This is a genomic window from Amycolatopsis vancoresmycina (genome assembly GCF_000716785.1).
GTDB lineage: Bacteria > Actinomycetota > Actinomycetes > Mycobacteriales > Pseudonocardiaceae > Amycolatopsis > Amycolatopsis vancoresmycina.
On the sequence record NZ_JNYY01000023.1, the window covers coordinates 83188 to 99945 of the forward strand.

13 protein-coding genes are annotated in these 16758 nt (G+C 73.1%); 9 read left to right on the forward strand and 4 right to left on the reverse strand.

Going from position 1 to position 16758, the window contains the following annotated elements:
• Positions 1–18: 18 nt before the first annotated feature.
• Positions 19–1362 (reverse strand): amidohydrolase, encoded by a 1344-nt coding sequence (locus tag OO60_RS37775; RefSeq protein WP_003065332.1) that lies wholly within the window; start codon positions 1360–1362, stop codon positions 19–21.
• Positions 1363–1466: 104 nt separating this feature from the next.
• Between OO60_RS37775 and OO60_RS37780 the strand changes: the two genes are divergently transcribed.
• Genes OO60_RS37780 through OO60_RS37800 form a run of 5 tightly spaced genes read left to right on the forward strand, consistent with a single transcriptional unit; the run spans position 1467 to position 6660 of the window.
• Complete coding sequence (locus OO60_RS37780) at positions 1467–2579, forward strand: zinc-binding dehydrogenase (RefSeq protein WP_003065330.1); 1113 nt, start codon at positions 1467–1469, stop codon at positions 2577–2579.
• 16 nt (positions 2580–2595) lie between these two features.
• Positions 2596–3552 carry an aldo/keto reductase gene (locus tag OO60_RS37785; protein WP_003065326.1) on the forward strand — a complete coding sequence of 319 codons (957 nt, stop codon included), beginning with the start codon at positions 2596–2598 and terminating at the stop codon, positions 3550–3552.
• 2 nt (positions 3553–3554) lie between these two features.
• On the forward strand, positions 3555–4541 hold the full coding sequence (locus OO60_RS37790; protein ID WP_033263158.1) for an alpha/beta hydrolase: 987 nt from the start codon (positions 3555–3557) through the stop codon (positions 4539–4541).
• Positions 4538–5500: an alpha/beta hydrolase gene (locus OO60_RS37795; RefSeq protein WP_004558718.1), complete on the forward strand. Its 963-nt coding sequence runs from the start codon at positions 4538–4540 to the stop codon at positions 5498–5500. The genes OO60_RS37790 and OO60_RS37795 overlap by 4 nt, the downstream gene beginning before the upstream one ends.
• Positions 5497–6660 carry a multidrug effflux MFS transporter gene (locus OO60_RS37800; protein WP_004558717.1) on the forward strand — a complete coding sequence of 388 codons (1164 nt, stop codon included), beginning with the start codon at positions 5497–5499 and terminating at the stop codon, positions 6658–6660. Before OO60_RS37795 ends, OO60_RS37800 begins: the two co-directional genes overlap by 4 nt.
• Before the next feature lie 11 nt (positions 6661–6671).
• Here OO60_RS37800 and OO60_RS37805 read toward each other — a convergent pair whose 3' ends face one another.
• Positions 6672–7109: a MarR family winged helix-turn-helix transcriptional regulator gene (locus OO60_RS37805; protein ID WP_004558716.1), complete on the reverse strand. Its 438-nt coding sequence runs from the start codon at positions 7107–7109 to the stop codon at positions 6672–6674.
• Between the two features lie 80 nt (positions 7110–7189).
• Between OO60_RS37805 and OO60_RS37810 the strand changes: the two genes are divergently transcribed.
• The 4 genes from OO60_RS37810 to OO60_RS37825 all read left to right on the forward strand — a co-directional run bounded on the left by OO60_RS37810 (position 7190) and on the right by OO60_RS37825 (position 11049).
• Positions 7190–8260 (forward strand): substrate-binding domain-containing protein, encoded by a 1071-nt coding sequence (locus tag OO60_RS37810; RefSeq protein WP_276204621.1) that lies wholly within the window; start codon positions 7190–7192, stop codon positions 8258–8260.
• A gap of 88 nt (positions 8261–8348) precedes the next feature.
• Complete coding sequence (locus tag OO60_RS37815) at positions 8349–8984, forward strand: AmiS/UreI family transporter (RefSeq protein WP_004558714.1); 636 nt, start codon at positions 8349–8351, stop codon at positions 8982–8984.
• Positions 8984–10021, forward strand: a complete 1038-nt coding sequence (locus tag OO60_RS37820; protein WP_004558713.1) for an aliphatic amidase — start codon at positions 8984–8986, stop codon at positions 10019–10021. Before OO60_RS37815 ends, OO60_RS37820 begins: the two co-directional genes overlap by 1 nt.
• The gene (locus OO60_RS37825; RefSeq protein WP_033263159.1) at positions 10021–11049 is read left to right on the forward strand and encodes an AAA family ATPase; all 1029 of its coding nucleotides are present in this window, start codon (positions 10021–10023) and stop codon (positions 11047–11049) included. The genes OO60_RS37820 and OO60_RS37825 overlap by 1 nt, the downstream gene beginning before the upstream one ends.
• On the opposite strand, the gene OO60_RS37830 is transcribed toward OO60_RS37825, so the two are convergent.
• Together OO60_RS37830 and OO60_RS37835 are read right to left on the reverse strand one after the other, a co-directional pair.
• On the reverse strand, positions 11046–11837 hold the full coding sequence (locus tag OO60_RS37830) for a hypothetical protein (protein ID WP_033263160.1): 792 nt from the start codon (positions 11835–11837) through the stop codon (positions 11046–11048). The two genes, OO60_RS37825 and OO60_RS37830, sit on opposite strands and share 4 nt — an antisense overlap.
• The coding region (locus OO60_RS37835) for a DUF6531 domain-containing protein (RefSeq protein WP_483294833.1) at positions 11834–16758 on the reverse strand (4925 nt) is incomplete at its 5' end. The genes OO60_RS37830 and OO60_RS37835, both read right to left, overlap by 4 nt.

The following is a 16758-nucleotide window of genomic DNA, read 5'->3' on the forward strand; positions in this document are numbered from 1 at the left end:
CGCGAGCGGCCACCCCCGTCACCGCTCGTACACCACACGGCCGCCGAGGATCGTCAGGTCCACCTCGACGTCCGGCAGCTCGGCCGGGGTCAGGGCCAGCGGGTCCGCGGACAGCACGCAGAGGTCGGCCACCATGCCTTCGGCCAGGGTGCCCTTCCACGTCTCGGCGCCGTCCTGACGCGCGGGGTGCACGGTGTAGCAGCGCAGCAGTTCCGCCATCCGCTCGCGCGGGTCGGCCGCCGGGCCCATCCAGGCGTCGGCCGCCGCGATCTCGCGCCGCCAGTCGGGGGCGAGGACCGGGGCGTCCGACGTCAGGCACAGCGGGATACCCGCGTCCAGGGCCGCCCGCAGCGGCCAGGCCTGTTCGGCGTGGCCCGTCCCGAGCGCCGCGTCCACCACACCGGCGGTCCGGACGGCGATCCCGGCCTGCGCGGACAGCCCGACCCCCAGCCGGGCCATCCGCGTCAGCTGCGCCGGGCTCACCAGGTCACCGTGGATGACGTAGTGCCGCAGGTCGGCGTCGTGTTCGGCGCGGGCCCGCGCCACCGCGTCCAGGACCAGGTCGACTGCGCGGTCTCCGGTCGCGTGCACACCGACCTGCAGCCCGGCGCGGTGCGCGGCGAGGATCATGTCGGTCAGGTTCGCCTCGCGGTCGGCGTCGCTTTCGCCGTGCACCAGCAGCTGCGCCCGGCTGCCGTCGGCGTAGCAGCGGTGGGTGTAGGCCGAACGCATCGGCGGGATGCCGTCGGCGAAGATCTTCACCCCGGCGAACCGCAGCATCCGCTCGTCGGGGCTGTGCGCGTCCAGGGCGGCCAGACCGGCCCGGTAGTCCTCGACCGTGCTCGGGCCGTCCAGCTCGCCGTAGAGCCACAACGCCGTGACGCGCGCCCGAAGCAGTCCCTCCGCCGCGAGCGTCCGGTACTCCTGGACGACGGAGGTGCCGAACGCGCCGGTGCTGCCCGCGTCCTCGCCAGGGCCGAGGCCTGGCTCGGTGTAGCTGGTGATGCCGAGCCGGGCGAGCAGGTCGCCGGCCTTCAGGATCGCGGCCCGGCGTTCGGCGCCGGTGCGCAGCGGCCGCTCCGGCCCCGGGCCGGGTGCGCCGTGGTCGCCGAACAGAGTGTCCGGCCACAGCGCGCCCAGCCAGGTGGCGTGCAGGTGGGCGTCGTTGATGCCGGGCAGCACCGCCCGGCCGGCCAGGTCGACCACCTCGGTGTGCAGGCCGGTCAGCGCGCGGACGTCGGCGTCGGTGCCCGCGCGCAGGACCCGCCCCGAACGCACGGCCAGCGCGGTGGCCCCGCGCGTGCCGTCGAAGGTGTGGACGGCACCGCCCCGCAGGACCAGATCAGCGACAGGTGTCGGCACAGGCGCTCCCCGAAGTTCGTGTGAGGTCTCGACATTTTCGTCAACGGCCGTAGACTAACCCATCACGCGGCCGATCTCCTACGGCCGCGGCCGGAAGGAGCGCGATGAGCATCCCCACCTCCACCCGCGCGGCGGTGCTGACCGGGCACGGCGAACCGCTGCACCTGACCGATCTGCCGCTGCCCGCCGAGCTGGAGCCCGGCGCCGCGCTCGTGCGCGTCTCGTGCGCGACGCTCTGCGGCACCGACGTGGAAATCTGGTCGGGCAAGATGTCCTTCCCGGGCATGCTGCCGATGGTGCTGGGCCACGAAATGGTCGGCGAGGTCGTCGCCGTCGGCGAGTCCACCCGGGACGCGCTCGGCCGCGAAATCCCGGTGGGCGCCCGGATCGGCTGGTCGGAGTCGACGTGCGGCGAGTGCCACGGCTGCACCGTGCTGCGCCAGCCGGTCGCGTGTTCCCGGCGGGGTTACGGGTTCCTGCAGCGTTCCGACGTCCCGCCGTACGCCACGGCCGGGCTGAGCGAGTACGCCTACGTCGTCCCGAACGCGGCGAAACTGCTGCTGCCGGACGAAGTCCCGGACACGTGGGCGGCCATGGCGGGCTGCGCGGCCAAGACGGTGCTGCGGGCCTACGGGCGCGCGGGCGGAGTACGTCCAGGGTCGGCCGTCGTCGTCCAGGGTTCCGGCGCACTCGGCCTGTTCGCCACCGCCGTCGCCCGGATCTCCGGCGCCGGCACGGTGCTCACGGTCGGTGCCCCCGCGTCCCGGCTCGCCCTGGCGGCGGAGTTCGGGGCGGACGCCACCGTGGACGTCGGCGGCACCGGCTCCGAGGAGATCGCCGAGCGGGTCCGGGAGCTGACCGGCGGGCACGGCGGCGACCTCGTCCTCGATTTCGCCGGCGCCCCTTCGGTGGGCCGCGAAGCCGTGGCGATGGCCGCGCAGCGGGGCACGATCGTGGTCGTCGGAACCACCGGCCCCGCCGATGTCCCGGTGCCGCTCGGTGCGGTGATGGGCAAGGAGCTCACCGTCGTCGGTTCGCTCAACGGCGACATCGCCGACTACCACGAGGCGATCTCGTTCTTCCGCACCTTCGCCGGCCGGATGCCGTGGGACAAGCTCTTCGGGACGCCGTCCGGGCTGTCCTCGGCGTCCGGGCGGATCACCGCCATGCACCGGCTCGACGAAGTCAAAGCCGTCATCGACCCCCGTCTTCCCTGATCTCCGAGGAGGTTCCGTGCCCACCCTGCCCCGCCGCCGCGTCGGTTCGTCCGATGTGGAGGTTTCCGCGCTTTCCCTCGGTTCGTGGCACATCTACGACCGGATCCACTTCGGCGACGCCGTCGACATGGTGCGCGCCGCCGTGTCCGCGGGCGTCACCCTGTTCGACGTCGGCGTCTACGGCGGGCCCGGGATGCCGCCGGCCCACACCGACGTGCTCTGGGGCGCGGTCATGCGCGCGTCCGGCATTCGGCGCGACGAGTACCTCGTCTCGGCCAAGCTGTGGATCGAAGCCTTCGGCGACGACGGCTTCCGCCCGCAGCTGGAGAACGCTTTCTTCCGCAGCGGGCTCGACCGGGCCGACCTGGTGATCCTCGGCGACCTGCGCCGCGACGACGTCGCGCTGGAGGACCTGGTCGACGACCTCGCCGGGCTGGCCCGCGCCGGCCTGATCCGCGCCTGGGGCGTCAACAACTGGTCGGCGGCCAACATCCGGCGGCTGCGCGAGATCGCCGCCGCCCGCGGGGTCGACGGGCCGCAGATCGCCCAGCTGAAGTACAGCGTCGCCCGGCGGTCCATTCCGGACGGTGAGCCGTTCGCCCGGCTGTTCGCCGACGGCTTCACCATGCAGGCGTCCGACGTGCTCGAAGGCGGCATCCTCGCCGGGCGCACCGAACTGACCCGCGAAATCGGCCGCGACCCCGGCGGCGTCCGCGAAGCCATCAGCCGCACGGCCGCCGACTTCGTCGCGACCGCCGCAAAGCTCGGCACCAGCGCCGCCCGCTTGGCCGTCGCCTTCACCCTGACCCACCCCGCGAACGTCACCACGCTGGTCGGCACGAGCACGACGGCCCAGGTCGAGGACAACCTCGCCGCGGTCGAGCTGGTCGAGCGGATCGGCGCGGAGGAGCTGCGTGCCCTGGTCGAGCCGTTCTGGGCCGACCGCGGAATCGTCGACCCGGAAGGCCCGTGACCATGCCCGAAGACACCACCACGACTCCGGTCCCCTTCGACCCGGCGCTGCTCCCGGTGCTGGCCCAGGTGACCCAGCCGGACGCGCCGCCCTTCACCCCCGAGACGATCCCGGAGCTGCGCCGGGCCATGGCCGCGCAGTTCCCGCCGGCCGCCGAGGTGGTCGGCGACGCGCCGGTCGACGTCGAAGAGCGGACCATCCCGGGTCCCGAGGGTGCGCCCGACCTCACCGTCACCATTCTGTCGCCGCGGGAGCGGACCGGGGCGGTGCCGGCGCTGTACAACATCCACGGTGGCGGCATGATGGTCGGCTGCCGCGCGATGGACACGCCCCGGCTGCTCGCGCTGGTCCTGGAGCTGGGTGTGGTCGCGGTCAACGTCGAGTACCGGCTCGCGCCCGAGCATCCGCACCCGGCGCCGGTCGAGGACTGCTACGCCGGTCTCGTGTGGACGGTCGGGCACGCGGCCGAGCTGGGCGTCGACCCCGAGCGCGTCGTCGTCATGGGCGGCAGCGCCGGGGGCGGGCTGTCCGCGGGCGTCGCCCTGCTGGCCCGCGACCGCGGCGGCCCGCACCTGGCCGGGCAGCTGCTGCTGTGCCCGATGATCGACGACACGAACACCACCGTCGCGAGCCGCCAGTACCGCGGGCTCGGCACGTGGACGACGGAGGCGAACGAGGCGGGCTGGCGGTCGCTGCTCGGCGACGCCGCCGGCACGGACGCGGTGTCCCCCTACGCGGCTCCGGCCCGCGCCACCGACCTGTCCGGGCTGCCGCCCGCGTTCGTCGAGGTCGGCAGCGCCGAGCCGTTCCGCGACGAGGACGTCCGGTACGCGCTGCGGATCTGGGCGACCGGCGGCGAGGCCGAGCTGCACGTCTGGAGCGGCGCGTGCCACGGGTTCGACATCTACGCGCCCGGCTGGCCGGTCACCGCGGACGCGCTCGCCACGCGCAGCTCCTGGCTGCGCCGGATCCTGGAGATCGCCCGGTGAAGCCGGTTCCCTACGACCCGGAGCTCGAGCCGGGCCTGGCCGCGTTCCTCGACCTGGTCGAACGGATCCCGCTGCGCGCGGACACGATCCTCGAGAACCGGGCCCACTTCGCCACCATCGTCCCCTCGCTGGAGCAGCAGGTCGGCGACCGGCCCGTCGACGTCGAAGAGCGCACGGTCCCCGGGCCGCCCGGGGCGCCGGACATCGTGCTGACGATCATCCGCCCACGCGGCGGCGTCACCGGCGCGCCCGCGTTCTACGCCATCCACGGCGGCGGGATGATCCTCGGCAACCGGTTCTTCGGCATCGACGGCCTGGTCGACGACGTGCTGCGGTTCGGCGCGGTCGGGGTGTCGGTGGAGTACCGGCTGGCGCCGGAACACCCCGCCCCGGCCGCCGTCGAGGACTGCTACGCGGGCCTGGTGTGGCTGGCGGAGCACGCGGCCGAGCTGGGCGCCGACCCGGCGCGGATCGTCGTGACCGGGGCCAGCGCGGGCGGCGGCCTGTCCGCGGGCGTCGCGCTGCTGGCCCGCGACCGCGGCGGCCCGCACCTGCTCGGGCAGGTGCTGCTGTGCCCGATGATCGACGACCGGAACGCGACGGCGTCGGCCCGGCAGTACGACGGGATCGGCGCCTGGGACCGCCACAACAACGACACCGGCTGGAATGCCCTGCTCGGCCCGCTGCGCGGCACCGACGAGGCGTCGCCGTACGCGGTCCCGGCCCGGGCGAAAGACGTCTCGCACCTCCCCCCTGCCTACGTCGACGTCGGCGCGGCGGAGGTGTTCCGCGACGAGGCGACCGAGTACGCGCTGCGGATCTGGGCCACCGGCGGGCAGGCGGAGCTGCACGTCTGGAACGGCGGCTACCACGCGTTCGCCGGCTTCTCCCCCGGCGCGGAGGTCTCGCGCGCCGCCGTCGCGGCCCGGTTGTCCTGGCTGCGGCGGCTCCTCTCGTGAACCGGCGCCGGCTGGCGGTGGTCCTCGGGCTGCTCGAGATCTTCGGGCCGATCTCGATGGACCTCTACCTGCCCGCCCTCCCCCGCCTGGCGGCCGACCTGCACACCTCGACGAGCCTCGCCCAGGCGACGATGTCGATCTGCATGCTCGGCCTGGCGTTCGGCCAGCTGGCGGTGGGCCCGCTCAGCGACCGCTTCGGCCGACGGCGCCCGCTGCTGGCCGGGACGGCGCTGTTCGCGGTGCTGTCGCTGGTTTGTGCGGCGGCGCCGTCGATCGAGGTGCTGCTGGCGGCCCGGCTGCTGCAGGGCCTGTGCGGCTCGGCGGGCATCGTGCTGTCCCTGGCGATCGCCCGCGACGTCGCGTCCGGGATCGAGCTGGTTCAACTGCTGGCGGTGCTCACCACGGTCGGCGCGCTGGCCCCGATCGTCGCGCCGCTCGCGGGCGGCCTGCTGGAGCCGTGGATCGGCTGGCGGGGCATCTTCGTCGTCCTCGCCGGCGTCGGGGTGACGCTGTTCCTGCTGGCGCTGGTTTCCCTGCCGGAGACGCTGGCACCGGGCTCCCGCGACCGGCCGAGCGAGTTCGGCGTGCTGCTGCGCGACCGGCTGTTCGTCCGCTACCTGCTGGTCGGCGCCTGCGGCGGCGCGGGCTTCTTCACGTACCTGACGTCGGTCAGCTTCGTCCTGCAGGACGGCTTTTCGCTGTCGGCCCGGACCTTCAGCCTGTGCTTCGCGGCCAACGCGGCGATGTCCATCCTCGGCGCGCAGGTCAACCGCGCGCTGGTCCGCCGGGTGGGACCGGCCCGGATGTACCTCGTCGCCACCACGGTCACGGCCCTGGCCGCGGCGGCCATGCTGTCGGCGGCGCTCCTCGGCGCGGGCCTGGCCGGAGTGCTGATCCCGCTGGCGGTCATCCTGTTCACCGGTGGCGCGACCCAGCCCAACGGCTCGGCACTGGCCCTGGCCGACCACGGCACCCGCGCCGGCGCGGCCGCGGCCCTGCTGGGCATGTCGGCCTTCGCGGTCGGCCCGCTGGTCGGCCCGCTGGTGTCGCTGAACGGCCTGGGTCCGGTATCGATGAGCGCGACGATGACGGCGGCCTACGTCGCCGCGGCGCTGCTGGTGTGGACCACGATCCGGCCCCGCCGCGGCGCCCTGACTTGAGCGCAGGCGCCTCAGCCGTCCTTGGCCGCCTGCCTCAAGGCCGTCAGCGCCGTCACGAAGCCCTCGTCGTGGCCGGTCAGCAGCCGTTCCTCCGTCTCGTGGACCCGCGCCGCCAGCCGTTTGTGCGCCGCCTTGCCACGGGGGCTGAGGTACACGCGGACGCGGCGGCGGTCCTCCGGGGCGACCTCGCGGTAGACCAGCGCGTTCGTCACCAGCCGGTCGACCACCCGGGTCAGCGTCGGGCCGGTGACCAGCGTATCCCCCGCCAGCTCGGTCATCGTCAGGCCTTCGCCCGCCGCCAGCGCCTGCAGCACCAGCCAGTGGTCCAGGCCGAGCCCGTCCGGCTTCAGCACCGCCTCGACCACGGCCGCGACCCCGCGGGCGGCGGTCGTCAGCGCGCTCGTCAGCGACGTCCCCGCCTGCGGCCCGGCGGCCACGTCCTCGCGCATGCGCGTCACCCCTTGCGTAGATCCCTCGCGATTGTAAGACTTCCAGATGGAAGAAAGCCATCCCGACCGGGGGAGCGGACGTGCCCGGTACCGTGCGGACCGACCGCGACACCTGGACCGTCGCCATGGTCGTGCCCCTGCGCGGGCCGGCCGGCCTGTTCGGGCCGTCCTGCGAGGCGATCACCGGGCTGGCCGCGCACGAACTCAACGAGAGCGGCGGCGTCCTCGGCCGCGAAGTGCGCTACGAGATCGTCGACGGCGGCGCCCCGCCGGCCGAAGTCGCGCGGCGGGTCGGCGCGCTCGTCGCCACCGGAGCGGTCGACGCGGTCAGCGGCTGGCACATCTCCAGCGTCCGCAACGCGCTCGCGCCGGTGGTCGCCGGCCGCGTCCCGTACGCCTACACGTCGCTGTATGAAGGCGGCGAACGCCGGCCCGGGATCTTCTGCACCGGCGAAACCCCGCGGCTGCAGGTCGCGCCCGCCCTGCGCTGGCTGCGTGACCACCTCGGCGTCCGGCGCTGGTTCGTCGCGGGCGACGACTACGTGTGGCCGCGGCTGTCCACTGTGGCCGTCCGGGGGTTCGTCCGCGAACTCGGCCTGCGCGTGGAAGCCGAGGCGTTCGTCGGGCTCGGCGCGGGTGACATGGCCCGGCTGGTGCGCCGGGTCGAGGCCAGCGCGTGCGACGCCGTGCTGATGCTGCTCGTGGGCGACGACGCCGTGCGCTTCAACCGCGAGTTCGCCCGCCGCGGCCTGCACGAGCGGGTGCTGCGCTACAGCCCACTGATGGAAGAGAACATGCTGCTCGCCAGCGGGGCGGCGGCGACGAGGAACCTGTTCGTCTCCGCCGCCTACTTCCGGTCGCTGGCCGGGGCCGACGCGCTCGACCTCGTCGGGCGCTACACGGGCCTGCACGGCAGCACCGCGCCCGCGCTCAACAACGCGGCCGAATCCTGTTACGAAGGCTTGCACACCCTGGCGCACCTGATGCGCCGCGCGGGCAGCGCCGAGCTGCCCGCGCTGAACGCGGCCCTCGACGGCGCCGCCTACCACGGTCCCCGCGGGACGGTCGAGTTCCGCGGCGGCCTGGCCCGCCAGCCGGTGCACCTCGCGGTCGCCGACGGCTACGACTTCGACGTCGTCACCCGGCTCTGACCTCCGCGTGAACCGGCCCTTGACGGCACCGGTGTCACCACTTACTTTCATCTGAAGATTTTCCGGACGAGGATAATCGGAGGCGCCGATGAACGACGTCGGACTGCTCTACGTGGGTGCGGTACTCCTGGTCAACGGCCTCATGCTGCTCGGGACGGTCCCCGCGCGCTCGGCCGCCGTGCTCAACCTGCTCGTCGGCGCGCTGCAGTGCGTCACGCCGACCGTGCTGATCATCCAGGCGGGCGCGGACCCCGACGCCATCCTCGGCGCGTCCGGCCTGTACCTGTTCGGCTTCACCTACCTCTACGTCGGCGTGGCCAACCTCGCCGGGCTGGAACCCGCGGGCATCGGCTGGTTCTCGCTGTTCGTCGCCGGTGCCGCGCTCGTCTACGCCGGGCTCTCGTTCTGGCGCTCCGGCGACCCGGTCTTCGGCGTCATCTGGCTGGCGTGGGCCCTGCTCTGGACGCTGTTCTTCCTGGTGCTCGGGCTCGGCCGGGCCGGCCTGACCCGGTTCACCGGCTGGGTCACGGTCCTGCTGAGCCAGCCCACCTGCACGCTGCCCGCGTTCCTCGCCCTGACCGGCGGCTACCGCACCGGCGCCGCCGAGGCCCTGGCGGCCGCGGCCGCCGCTGTGCTGCTCGTCGGCGCGGCGGCCTACCTCGCCCGCGACCGTCCCGCCGTTCCCGGACCCGTCCGCCCGACCGCTCTCGTCAAGGAGAACTGATGCGACACGGAGACATTTCCGCCAGCCCCGACACCGTCGGCGTCGCGGTGGTGAACTACAAGATGCCCCGCCTGCACACCCGCGAGGAGGTCCTCGAGAACGCGCGGAAGATCGCCGAGATGGTGGTCGGGATGAAGACCGGCCTGCCCGGCATGGACCTCGTCGTGTTCCCCGAGTACTCGACCCAGGGCATCATGTACGACCCCGAGGAGATGTACGCGACCGCGGCGACCGTTCCCGGCGACGAGACCGACATCTTCGCCGCCGCCTGCCGCGAAGCGCGCACCTGGGGCGTCTTCTCGATCACCGGCGAGCAGCACGAGGACCACCCGCACAAGCCGCCGTACAACACCCTGGTGCTCATCGACGACCAGGGCCGGATCGTCCAGAAGTACCGCAAGATCCTGCCGTGGTGCCCGATCGAAGGCTGGTACCCGGGTGACCGCACCTACGTCTCCGACGGCCCGAAGGGCATGAAGATCTCGCTGATCATCTGCGACGACGGCAACTACCCCGAGATCTGGCGCGACTGCGCGATGAAGGGCGCCGAGCTGGTCGTGCGCTGCCAGGGGTACATGTACCCGGCGAAGGACCAGCAGGTGCTCATGGCCAAGGCGATGGCGTGGGCGAACAACTGCTACGTCGCGGTCGCCAACGCGGCCGGCTTCGACGGCGTCTACTCCTACTTCGGCCACTCCGCGCTGATCGGCTTCGACGGGCGCACGCTCGGGGAAACCGGCGAAGAGGAGTACGGCATCCAGTACGCGCAGCTGTCGCTCTCGGCCATCCGCGACGCCCGGAAGTTCGACCAGTCGCAGAACCACCTGTTCAAGCTCCTGCACCGCGGCTACTCCGGGGTGCACGCCGCCGGCGACGGCGACGCGGGCGTGGCCGACTGCCCGTTCGACTTCTACAAGCTGTGGGTCACCGACGCCGAGAAGGCCCGCGAGACCGTCGAAGCCCTGACCCGCGACACGGTCGGGGTCGCCGAGTGCCCGGTCGGCGACCTGCCGGCCGAGAAGACGCGGCAGGCCTGATGCCCTTCCTCGCCGAACGCCACCAGAGCCAGCACAGCGGGCGGCCGCGCCCGGCCGGGTTCGACCCGGCCGGACTGGCGGCCCGGCTGGGCGAGCGGGTGCTCGGGCAGGAGCCGGCCGTCGCGGCGGCGGTGCGCGCGCTGTCGCTGGCGGCGGTCGGCGCGACCGACCCCGACCGGCCGCTGGCCACGCTCCTGCTGGTCGGCCCGACCGGCGTCGGCAAGACGGAACTGGTCCGGCGCGTGGCCGCGGAGCTGCGCACCGGACCGGACGACCTGTGCCGGGTCGACATGAACGCACTGGCCCAGGAGCACTACGCGGCGTCGTTCACCGGCGCACCGCCGGGGTACGCGGGCAGCAAGGAGGCGTACAGCCTGTTCGACCGGACGACCGTGGAGGGCGACCCGTACCGGCCGGGGATCGTGCTCTTCGACGAGGTGGAGAAGGCGCACCCGACGGTGCTGCGGGCGCTGCTGCACGTCCTCGACAGCGGGACCCTGCGGCTGGCGTCGGGGCAGCAGACGATCTCCTTCCGCAACAGCCTCGTGTTCCTGACGTCCAACCTGGGCTCGGCCGAGCTGGCCCGCCGGCGCCGGTCACCGTGGCGGCGTGTCTTCGGGGCCCGCGCCGGTGCCCGCGGCGACCGGGCGGCGCTGGACGCGGCGGTCCGCCGGTTCTTCGACCCGGAGTTCCTCAACCGCATCGACGAGACGGCGGTGTTCACCGCACTCAGCCGCCCGACGGCCCGGCGCGTCGCCCGCCTCGAACTCGACCTCCTGGCCGCCCGGCTGCGCAAGCGCTCGGTCGAGCTGACCACGGCCGACGCGGTGACGGACCTGGTGGTCGAGGCGGGTTTCGACCCGGTCTACGGCGCCCGGGGCGTACGCCGCGCAATCCGCACCGTGGTGGCGGCCCCGGTCGCGGCGGCACTGCTGGACCTCCGCGGAACCACGGCGGCTCCCGCCCGGGTGCACGCCACGGTGGCCGAGGGGGTGGTGCGGGCCGAGGCGTCGGTCACGCGGGGCTAAGCCGGGTTCTCCGCGACGGCGAGGTAGTCCGTGTAGATCTGCGGCGAGCCGGAGAACGAGGCCAGCTGCTTCCACTCCTCGTACATCTGCTTGGTGTCGCGGTGGGCGGCCGCGAACTCCGCCGCCTCGCCGGTGGCGATGTCGGGCTCGGGGTAGAACACGTCCAGCGCGGCCAGGCTCGCGATCTCCATCATCATCACGTACTGGTCGAGGCGGTTGCCCCGCTCGCCCTTGAGCACGTGGAACCGCCAGTCCGGGTAGTCGTCGATCCGGTGGTGGTTCTCGGCGATGAACCGGTCGAACACCTCCTCGGTCACCCCGGCGCGCAACGCCAGGTTGTGGATCCCGATGACCCGGGCGACCGGCTCCTCCCCCGGCCGGTCGCGGTAGCGGGGGCCGGGCGTGACCGTGCTCCGCGGGTTGTCGGCCAGCAGCCGGTAGTCGGTGAACAACGTCGGCAGCTCGGCGAACGTGCCCAGCCGCCGCCACCGCGCCAGCACCGCCTCCGCTTCCGGGTGCCGCGCCCAGAACTGCCGGGCCGCCTCGGTCTGCTCGCCCCGGGCCGTGACGTACCGGTCGCGCTGCTCGGCGCTCTCGATCTCGTACAACATCAGGTACTGCCCGGTCCGCTCGCCGCGCAACCCGCGCAGCAGAGTCCACCGCCACCCCGGGTACACGGGCAGGTGAACGCCTTCGCCCCGCACGAAGGTCTCGAACTCCTCCGGCGTGACACCAGCTTCGGTGTCGATGGCGATGTACTGGAAGGTGAACACCGGCATCCGGGTCATCCGTCCACCTCCATGGCGTCCGGGTCGGCGTTCCAGTCCGGTCCGCGCCCGGCGCGCTGCTGGCCGACCAGCTGGTGCATGCGGTCCTGCTGCGCCTGGATCCGGTCCCGCACCGCCTGGTCCGACATGTCGACGTCCTTGACGTCGTCGTCCCAGTACTTCTGCTTGTCCGCGTCGGTCGGCTGCCCGAGGCGGTGGCCCATCTCCTTGTCGTGGAGGAACATCGGCATGTCCTCTTTGGACACGTTGGCGCCGTCGCGCACGACGTCGCGCGCCGTGTGCATCTCGATGACGTCGTCGTGCGAGACCGGCGGCGTGTGGGTGGTGCCGCCCGGCTTGCCGACACCGCCGGTGCCGTCGCTGTACTCGACCGACTTGCCCTCCATCTTGTCCACCATGTGGTGGTAGGAGTCGTCGGCGACCTTGCCCTGCGTCGTCCCCGCGGTCGGCCGGAAGCTGTCCCGGTCGGAATTCTCCATCGCGTGGGTCTGCTTCGGCTCGTTCGGCGTCTCGATGTCGTTCTTGTAGTGCGGGTTGGGCTCCCAGGCTTGGACCTTCTTCGGCTCGTCCGGGGTCATGCTCTTGCTGACGAAGTCGGGGTTGTCCACCATCTTCGGCTGCGTGTGCTGGTGGGCGTAGGTGAGCTGGTTGAGCTGGACGCCGTCGCTCGGCCGGCCTTCCCGCAACGTGTTGCCGAGGGATTCGCGGTAGCTGTCGGCGTTGAACCCCGAGCCGTCCTTCTCGCCGCGCACGCCGGTGCCGATGTTGTCGCGGTGCGCCTGCGCCGACTCCTGGTAGGCGGGCGCGTCGTCTTCCATGCGCCTGGCGTCCTTGATGTTGGCGGCCTCGTCCGCGGTCTTCGGCCCGCGATCGCCGGCCTTGACGCCGTCACGGATCTGGCTTTCGTGGGCGTTCGCCCGCTGGAACTCGTCGCCGCCGATGGCCTTGTACCCGATCGGGTGCTCGGACTCGTGCGTCTTGCCGCTGACGAGCTTGTTCGGGTCCTTCCAGGTCGAGTCGTTCTTGATCTCGTTCTGGTACTTCTCCCAGGTGCGCGCCTGCTCGTGCTTCGTCGTGCCGTACGAGCCGTCGGACTTCGCGGGGTTGCCGTCCGGCTTGGTCTTCACCTTCGGGGCCTTCTTGCTCGACCCGGCGGTGTTGCCGATCAGCTGCTGCTTCGACTTGCTCACCTTGGACTTCGAAGAACCTGAAGCGGCCGCCTGCGCCTTCTTCTTCGCCGCGCACGGGGTGACGGTCGGAGCGAGGCCGAGCGGGTCGGCCAGCGCGGTCGGGTTGTGGACGTAGGCCTGCGAATCCGGGCCGGGGTCGAGGCCCAGCGGGTCGTGGGACAGGTAACGCCCGACCTCGGGGTCGTAGTAGCGGTTGAGGTTGTAGTGCAGCCCGGTTTCGGCGTCGTGGTACTGGCCGGGGAACCGCAACGGCGTGGTGGTGCGGCCCGGTCCGTCGAGGACCTTGCCCCAGAGCGTGGCCTGGCGGTGCCACGCGACTTCACCGGATTCCTCCAGCAGCTCGCTCGGGGTGCCGGCGAGGTCGGTGACGATCGTGTGGAACCGCTGGTCCGGCGCGCCCAGGACGCCCTCGGTCTGGGTGAGGGCGCGGCCGGTGCCCGGTTCCCACTCCCACACGGTGGCGACCGGGGGCTGACCGGGTCCGGAGCGCACCTGTTCGGCGAGCGCGTCCCCGTCCCAGGCGAACTGGACCTGCTCGGCCACCCGGCCGTCCGGCGTGAGGCGCTGCTTGGCGACCCGGCGGCCCAGTGCGTCGTAGCGGTAGCGCCAGTGCTCGCCCCGGGGCGTGAGCACCGAGGCCAGGCGGCTCTCGGCGGTCCACCGGAACTGCCACTGCGGGCCCGACGGCCCGGCACCGCGCAGGGTGGTGCGGCCTTCGGGGTCGTGGGCGTAGCGGACCGCGCCCGCGGCGGTGAGCAGGGTGCCGCGGTACTCGCGCGGCCCGGCCGTCGGCGCGCCCGGCGTCTGCGCCTGGGCGATGACACCGGTCTGGTGGTAGACGTAGTTCTCCTGCCAGCCGCGGCCCACGACGGCCTGGACACGGCCCGAGCGGTCCACCTGAAAGGTGCGGGGACCGGTGATCGCGTCGGCCACCGAAGCCAGGTAGCCGTCGGCGAGGTAGCCGTATTCGCGGTGCTGGGTCGTGCGGGTGCCCGCGACGACCGTCTGGGCCACCAGCCGGTCGCCCGGAGCCCAGCTCTGGCGCAGCTCCGCGGCACCGAAGCGGCGGACCCGCTCGTGGCCGGCGAGGTCGTGCTCGAAGCGCAGCGAGCGGTTCCCGACGTGCAGCGCGGCGAGCGTGCCGGCCGGTCCGTACTCGAAGCGCGACACCGCGCCCGACGGCGTGTGGCGCGCGCGGCGGCGGCCGAGCTCGTCGTACTCCGAGCGCACCACGCGCCCGTCCACCGTCTCGGCGACCACGCGGCCCAGCGCGTCGTAGGCGAAGGTGACCTCGGCGTCGGCGTTGCGCGCGGAGACCATGCGGCCGGCCTCGTCGTAGGCGAAGGTCGCGACGTCGTCGCCGGTGACGCGGCGGACCACCTGGCCCATCACGTCGCGCTCCAGCGTCGTGGTCTCCCCCGCACCGTTCGTCCGGCCGATCAGCTGCCCGGCGGCGTCGTAGCGGTACTGGAGGGTGCGGCCGTTGAAGTCGGTCTCGCCGACGAGGTTCCCGGCGGGGTCGTAGCGGTAGTGCCAGACCAGGCCCTGCTCGTTGGTCACCGACACCAGGCGCAGCTCGGTGTCGTAGGCGTAGGCGAGCCGCGAGCCGTCCGGGCCGGTTTCGGCCACCGGCAGGTCGAACTGCGCGTACTCGGTGCGGGTGGTGTTGCCGCGCGCGTCGGTGCTTTCGCCGGTGTTCCCGACGGCGGAGTCCTGCCACCGCCACGTCGCGCCGTCCGGCTCGACCCGTTCGGCGAGCCGGTCGCCCGCCGCCCAGGCGAGCCGGGTGACGGCGCCCAGCTCGTCGGTCATCGACGTGGTGCGGCCGAGCAGGTCGTAGGTGTACCGGGTGACGGCGCCGTCCTCGTCCTCGACGGTCAGCGCCCGGCCCGCCGCGTCGGAGGTGATCCGGGTGGTGCCACCGAGCGCGTCGGTGACCACGGCGACGTTGCCGCGCTCGTCGTAGGCGTAGGAGGTCCGGGCCCCGAGCGGGTCGACGACCCCGGTGAGCTTGCCGCGCTCGTCGTACTCGTAGCGCCACGTGGCGCCGTCGGGGCCGGTCGCGGCGACCGGGCGGCCCTGCTCGTTGTACTCGGTCAGCGACCGCGTGCCGTCCGGCGCGGTGATCGCGACCACCCGGCCGGCCCGGTCCCGCTCGTAGCGGACCTGGCGGCCCAGCGGATCGGTCCGGGTGAGCAGCCTGCCGTGCTCGTCGTAGGCGAGGCTGGTGGTGTGGCCCAGCGCGTCGGTCTCGGCGATCACGGCGAGCCGGTCGTCGAGGTGGAAGCGGCGCACCGCGCCGAGCGAGTCGGTGACGCTCGTGATGAGGTTCACGCGGTCGTAGTCGATGGTGCAGTCGAGGTAGCCGTCGGTGCCGCCGGCCCGCACGACCCGGCCCGCGGCGTCGAAGCCGTAGCTGTACCAGCGGCCGTTGACGTCTTCCCAGCGCACGATCCGGCCGTCGGCGTCGTAGGTGAAGCGGGTGGGGGTGCCGGCGGCGTCGACGACCTCGGCCAGCCGGCCGCGCGCGTCGTAGGAGTACCTCGCGACGACCGTGCCGTCGGCCGCCCGCAGCGCGGTGATCCGGCCGCCCGCGCTGTCGAACAGCACCCGGTCGCCGGAGGAGTGGGCCAGCTCCGCCGGCACCCCGTTCGCCCCGGGCACCACGTCGATGCGGTTGCCGTCGCCGTCGAAGATCGTCCGCAGCGGGCACACGCCGTCGGCGGACTCCGCGAAGAACAGCGTGTGCTGCTGCTCGGGGTGCTCGACCAGGTAGCCGCCCTCGACCCGCCGCAGCGGCCGCGCCGGGCCCGCCACCGGCAGCACCGGGGAGCTCACCGGCACGGGGTAGCTCTGGAGGCTCCCGTCGGCGAGCGCGACGTGCACGCCGTCGGCCTCGACCTCGAGCCGCTGGTCCACGGTGGAGGCCCACGACGGGCCGAACCAGCGGCCCGCGCGGTAGGACGAGATGTGCGTGCGCGAGACCTCCAGCGGCAACGCACCGGGGATCTCCAGGTCGGTCTGCGTCAGCAGCATCCACCCGGTCGCCACGTCGATCGGGTCGCCGCACACCGACCGGTCCGGTGGTGGGGTGCCGTTCTCGTGCGGGTTCGCGTTGCTGTCCTTGACGCTCTTCCCGCCGCCGGAACCGCCGGAACCCGAGGTGACCGTCTTGTCGTCCCCCGGCCCCTTCGGGGTCTGCGCCGGAGGTGGTTCGGGATCGGTCTTGGGCGGCGCCTCGTCGGTCTTCGGCGGTGGCGGGGTGCCGCCACCCTTGGAGCCGCCGTCGCCGGCGCCGGAGGCGTGGGTGGTGTCGTCGCCGCCCTTGGCCGCCGGTGGCGGTGTGTGGTCCTTGGGGGTGCCGCCGCCGTCGCCACCGGGGGTTTTCGTCGGTGGGGCCTTCGGGGTGGCGTTGATGTCGCCGGCCTTGGGGGGCGGGGCGGTCTTGCCGACCTTGATGTTCTTGAGCGCCTTGCCCGCGTCCTCGAAGAGCGTGCCGGCCTTCTTCAGCAGCGGCACCAGCGCCTTGAGCGCCTTGACCAGCTTGGTGACCAGGTCGGTGATCTTCGAGGCGGTTTTCGCGACGGCGGTGACGACCTGCGGCACGACCCAGGTGAGACCGATGCCGAGGGTGAACACGACCTGCAACGCCCAGCTGATCAGGTGCCCGACGAGCTCGGAGATGATGTCGCGCACCAGCGTGCGGACCGCGGCCACGACCTCACCGGCGG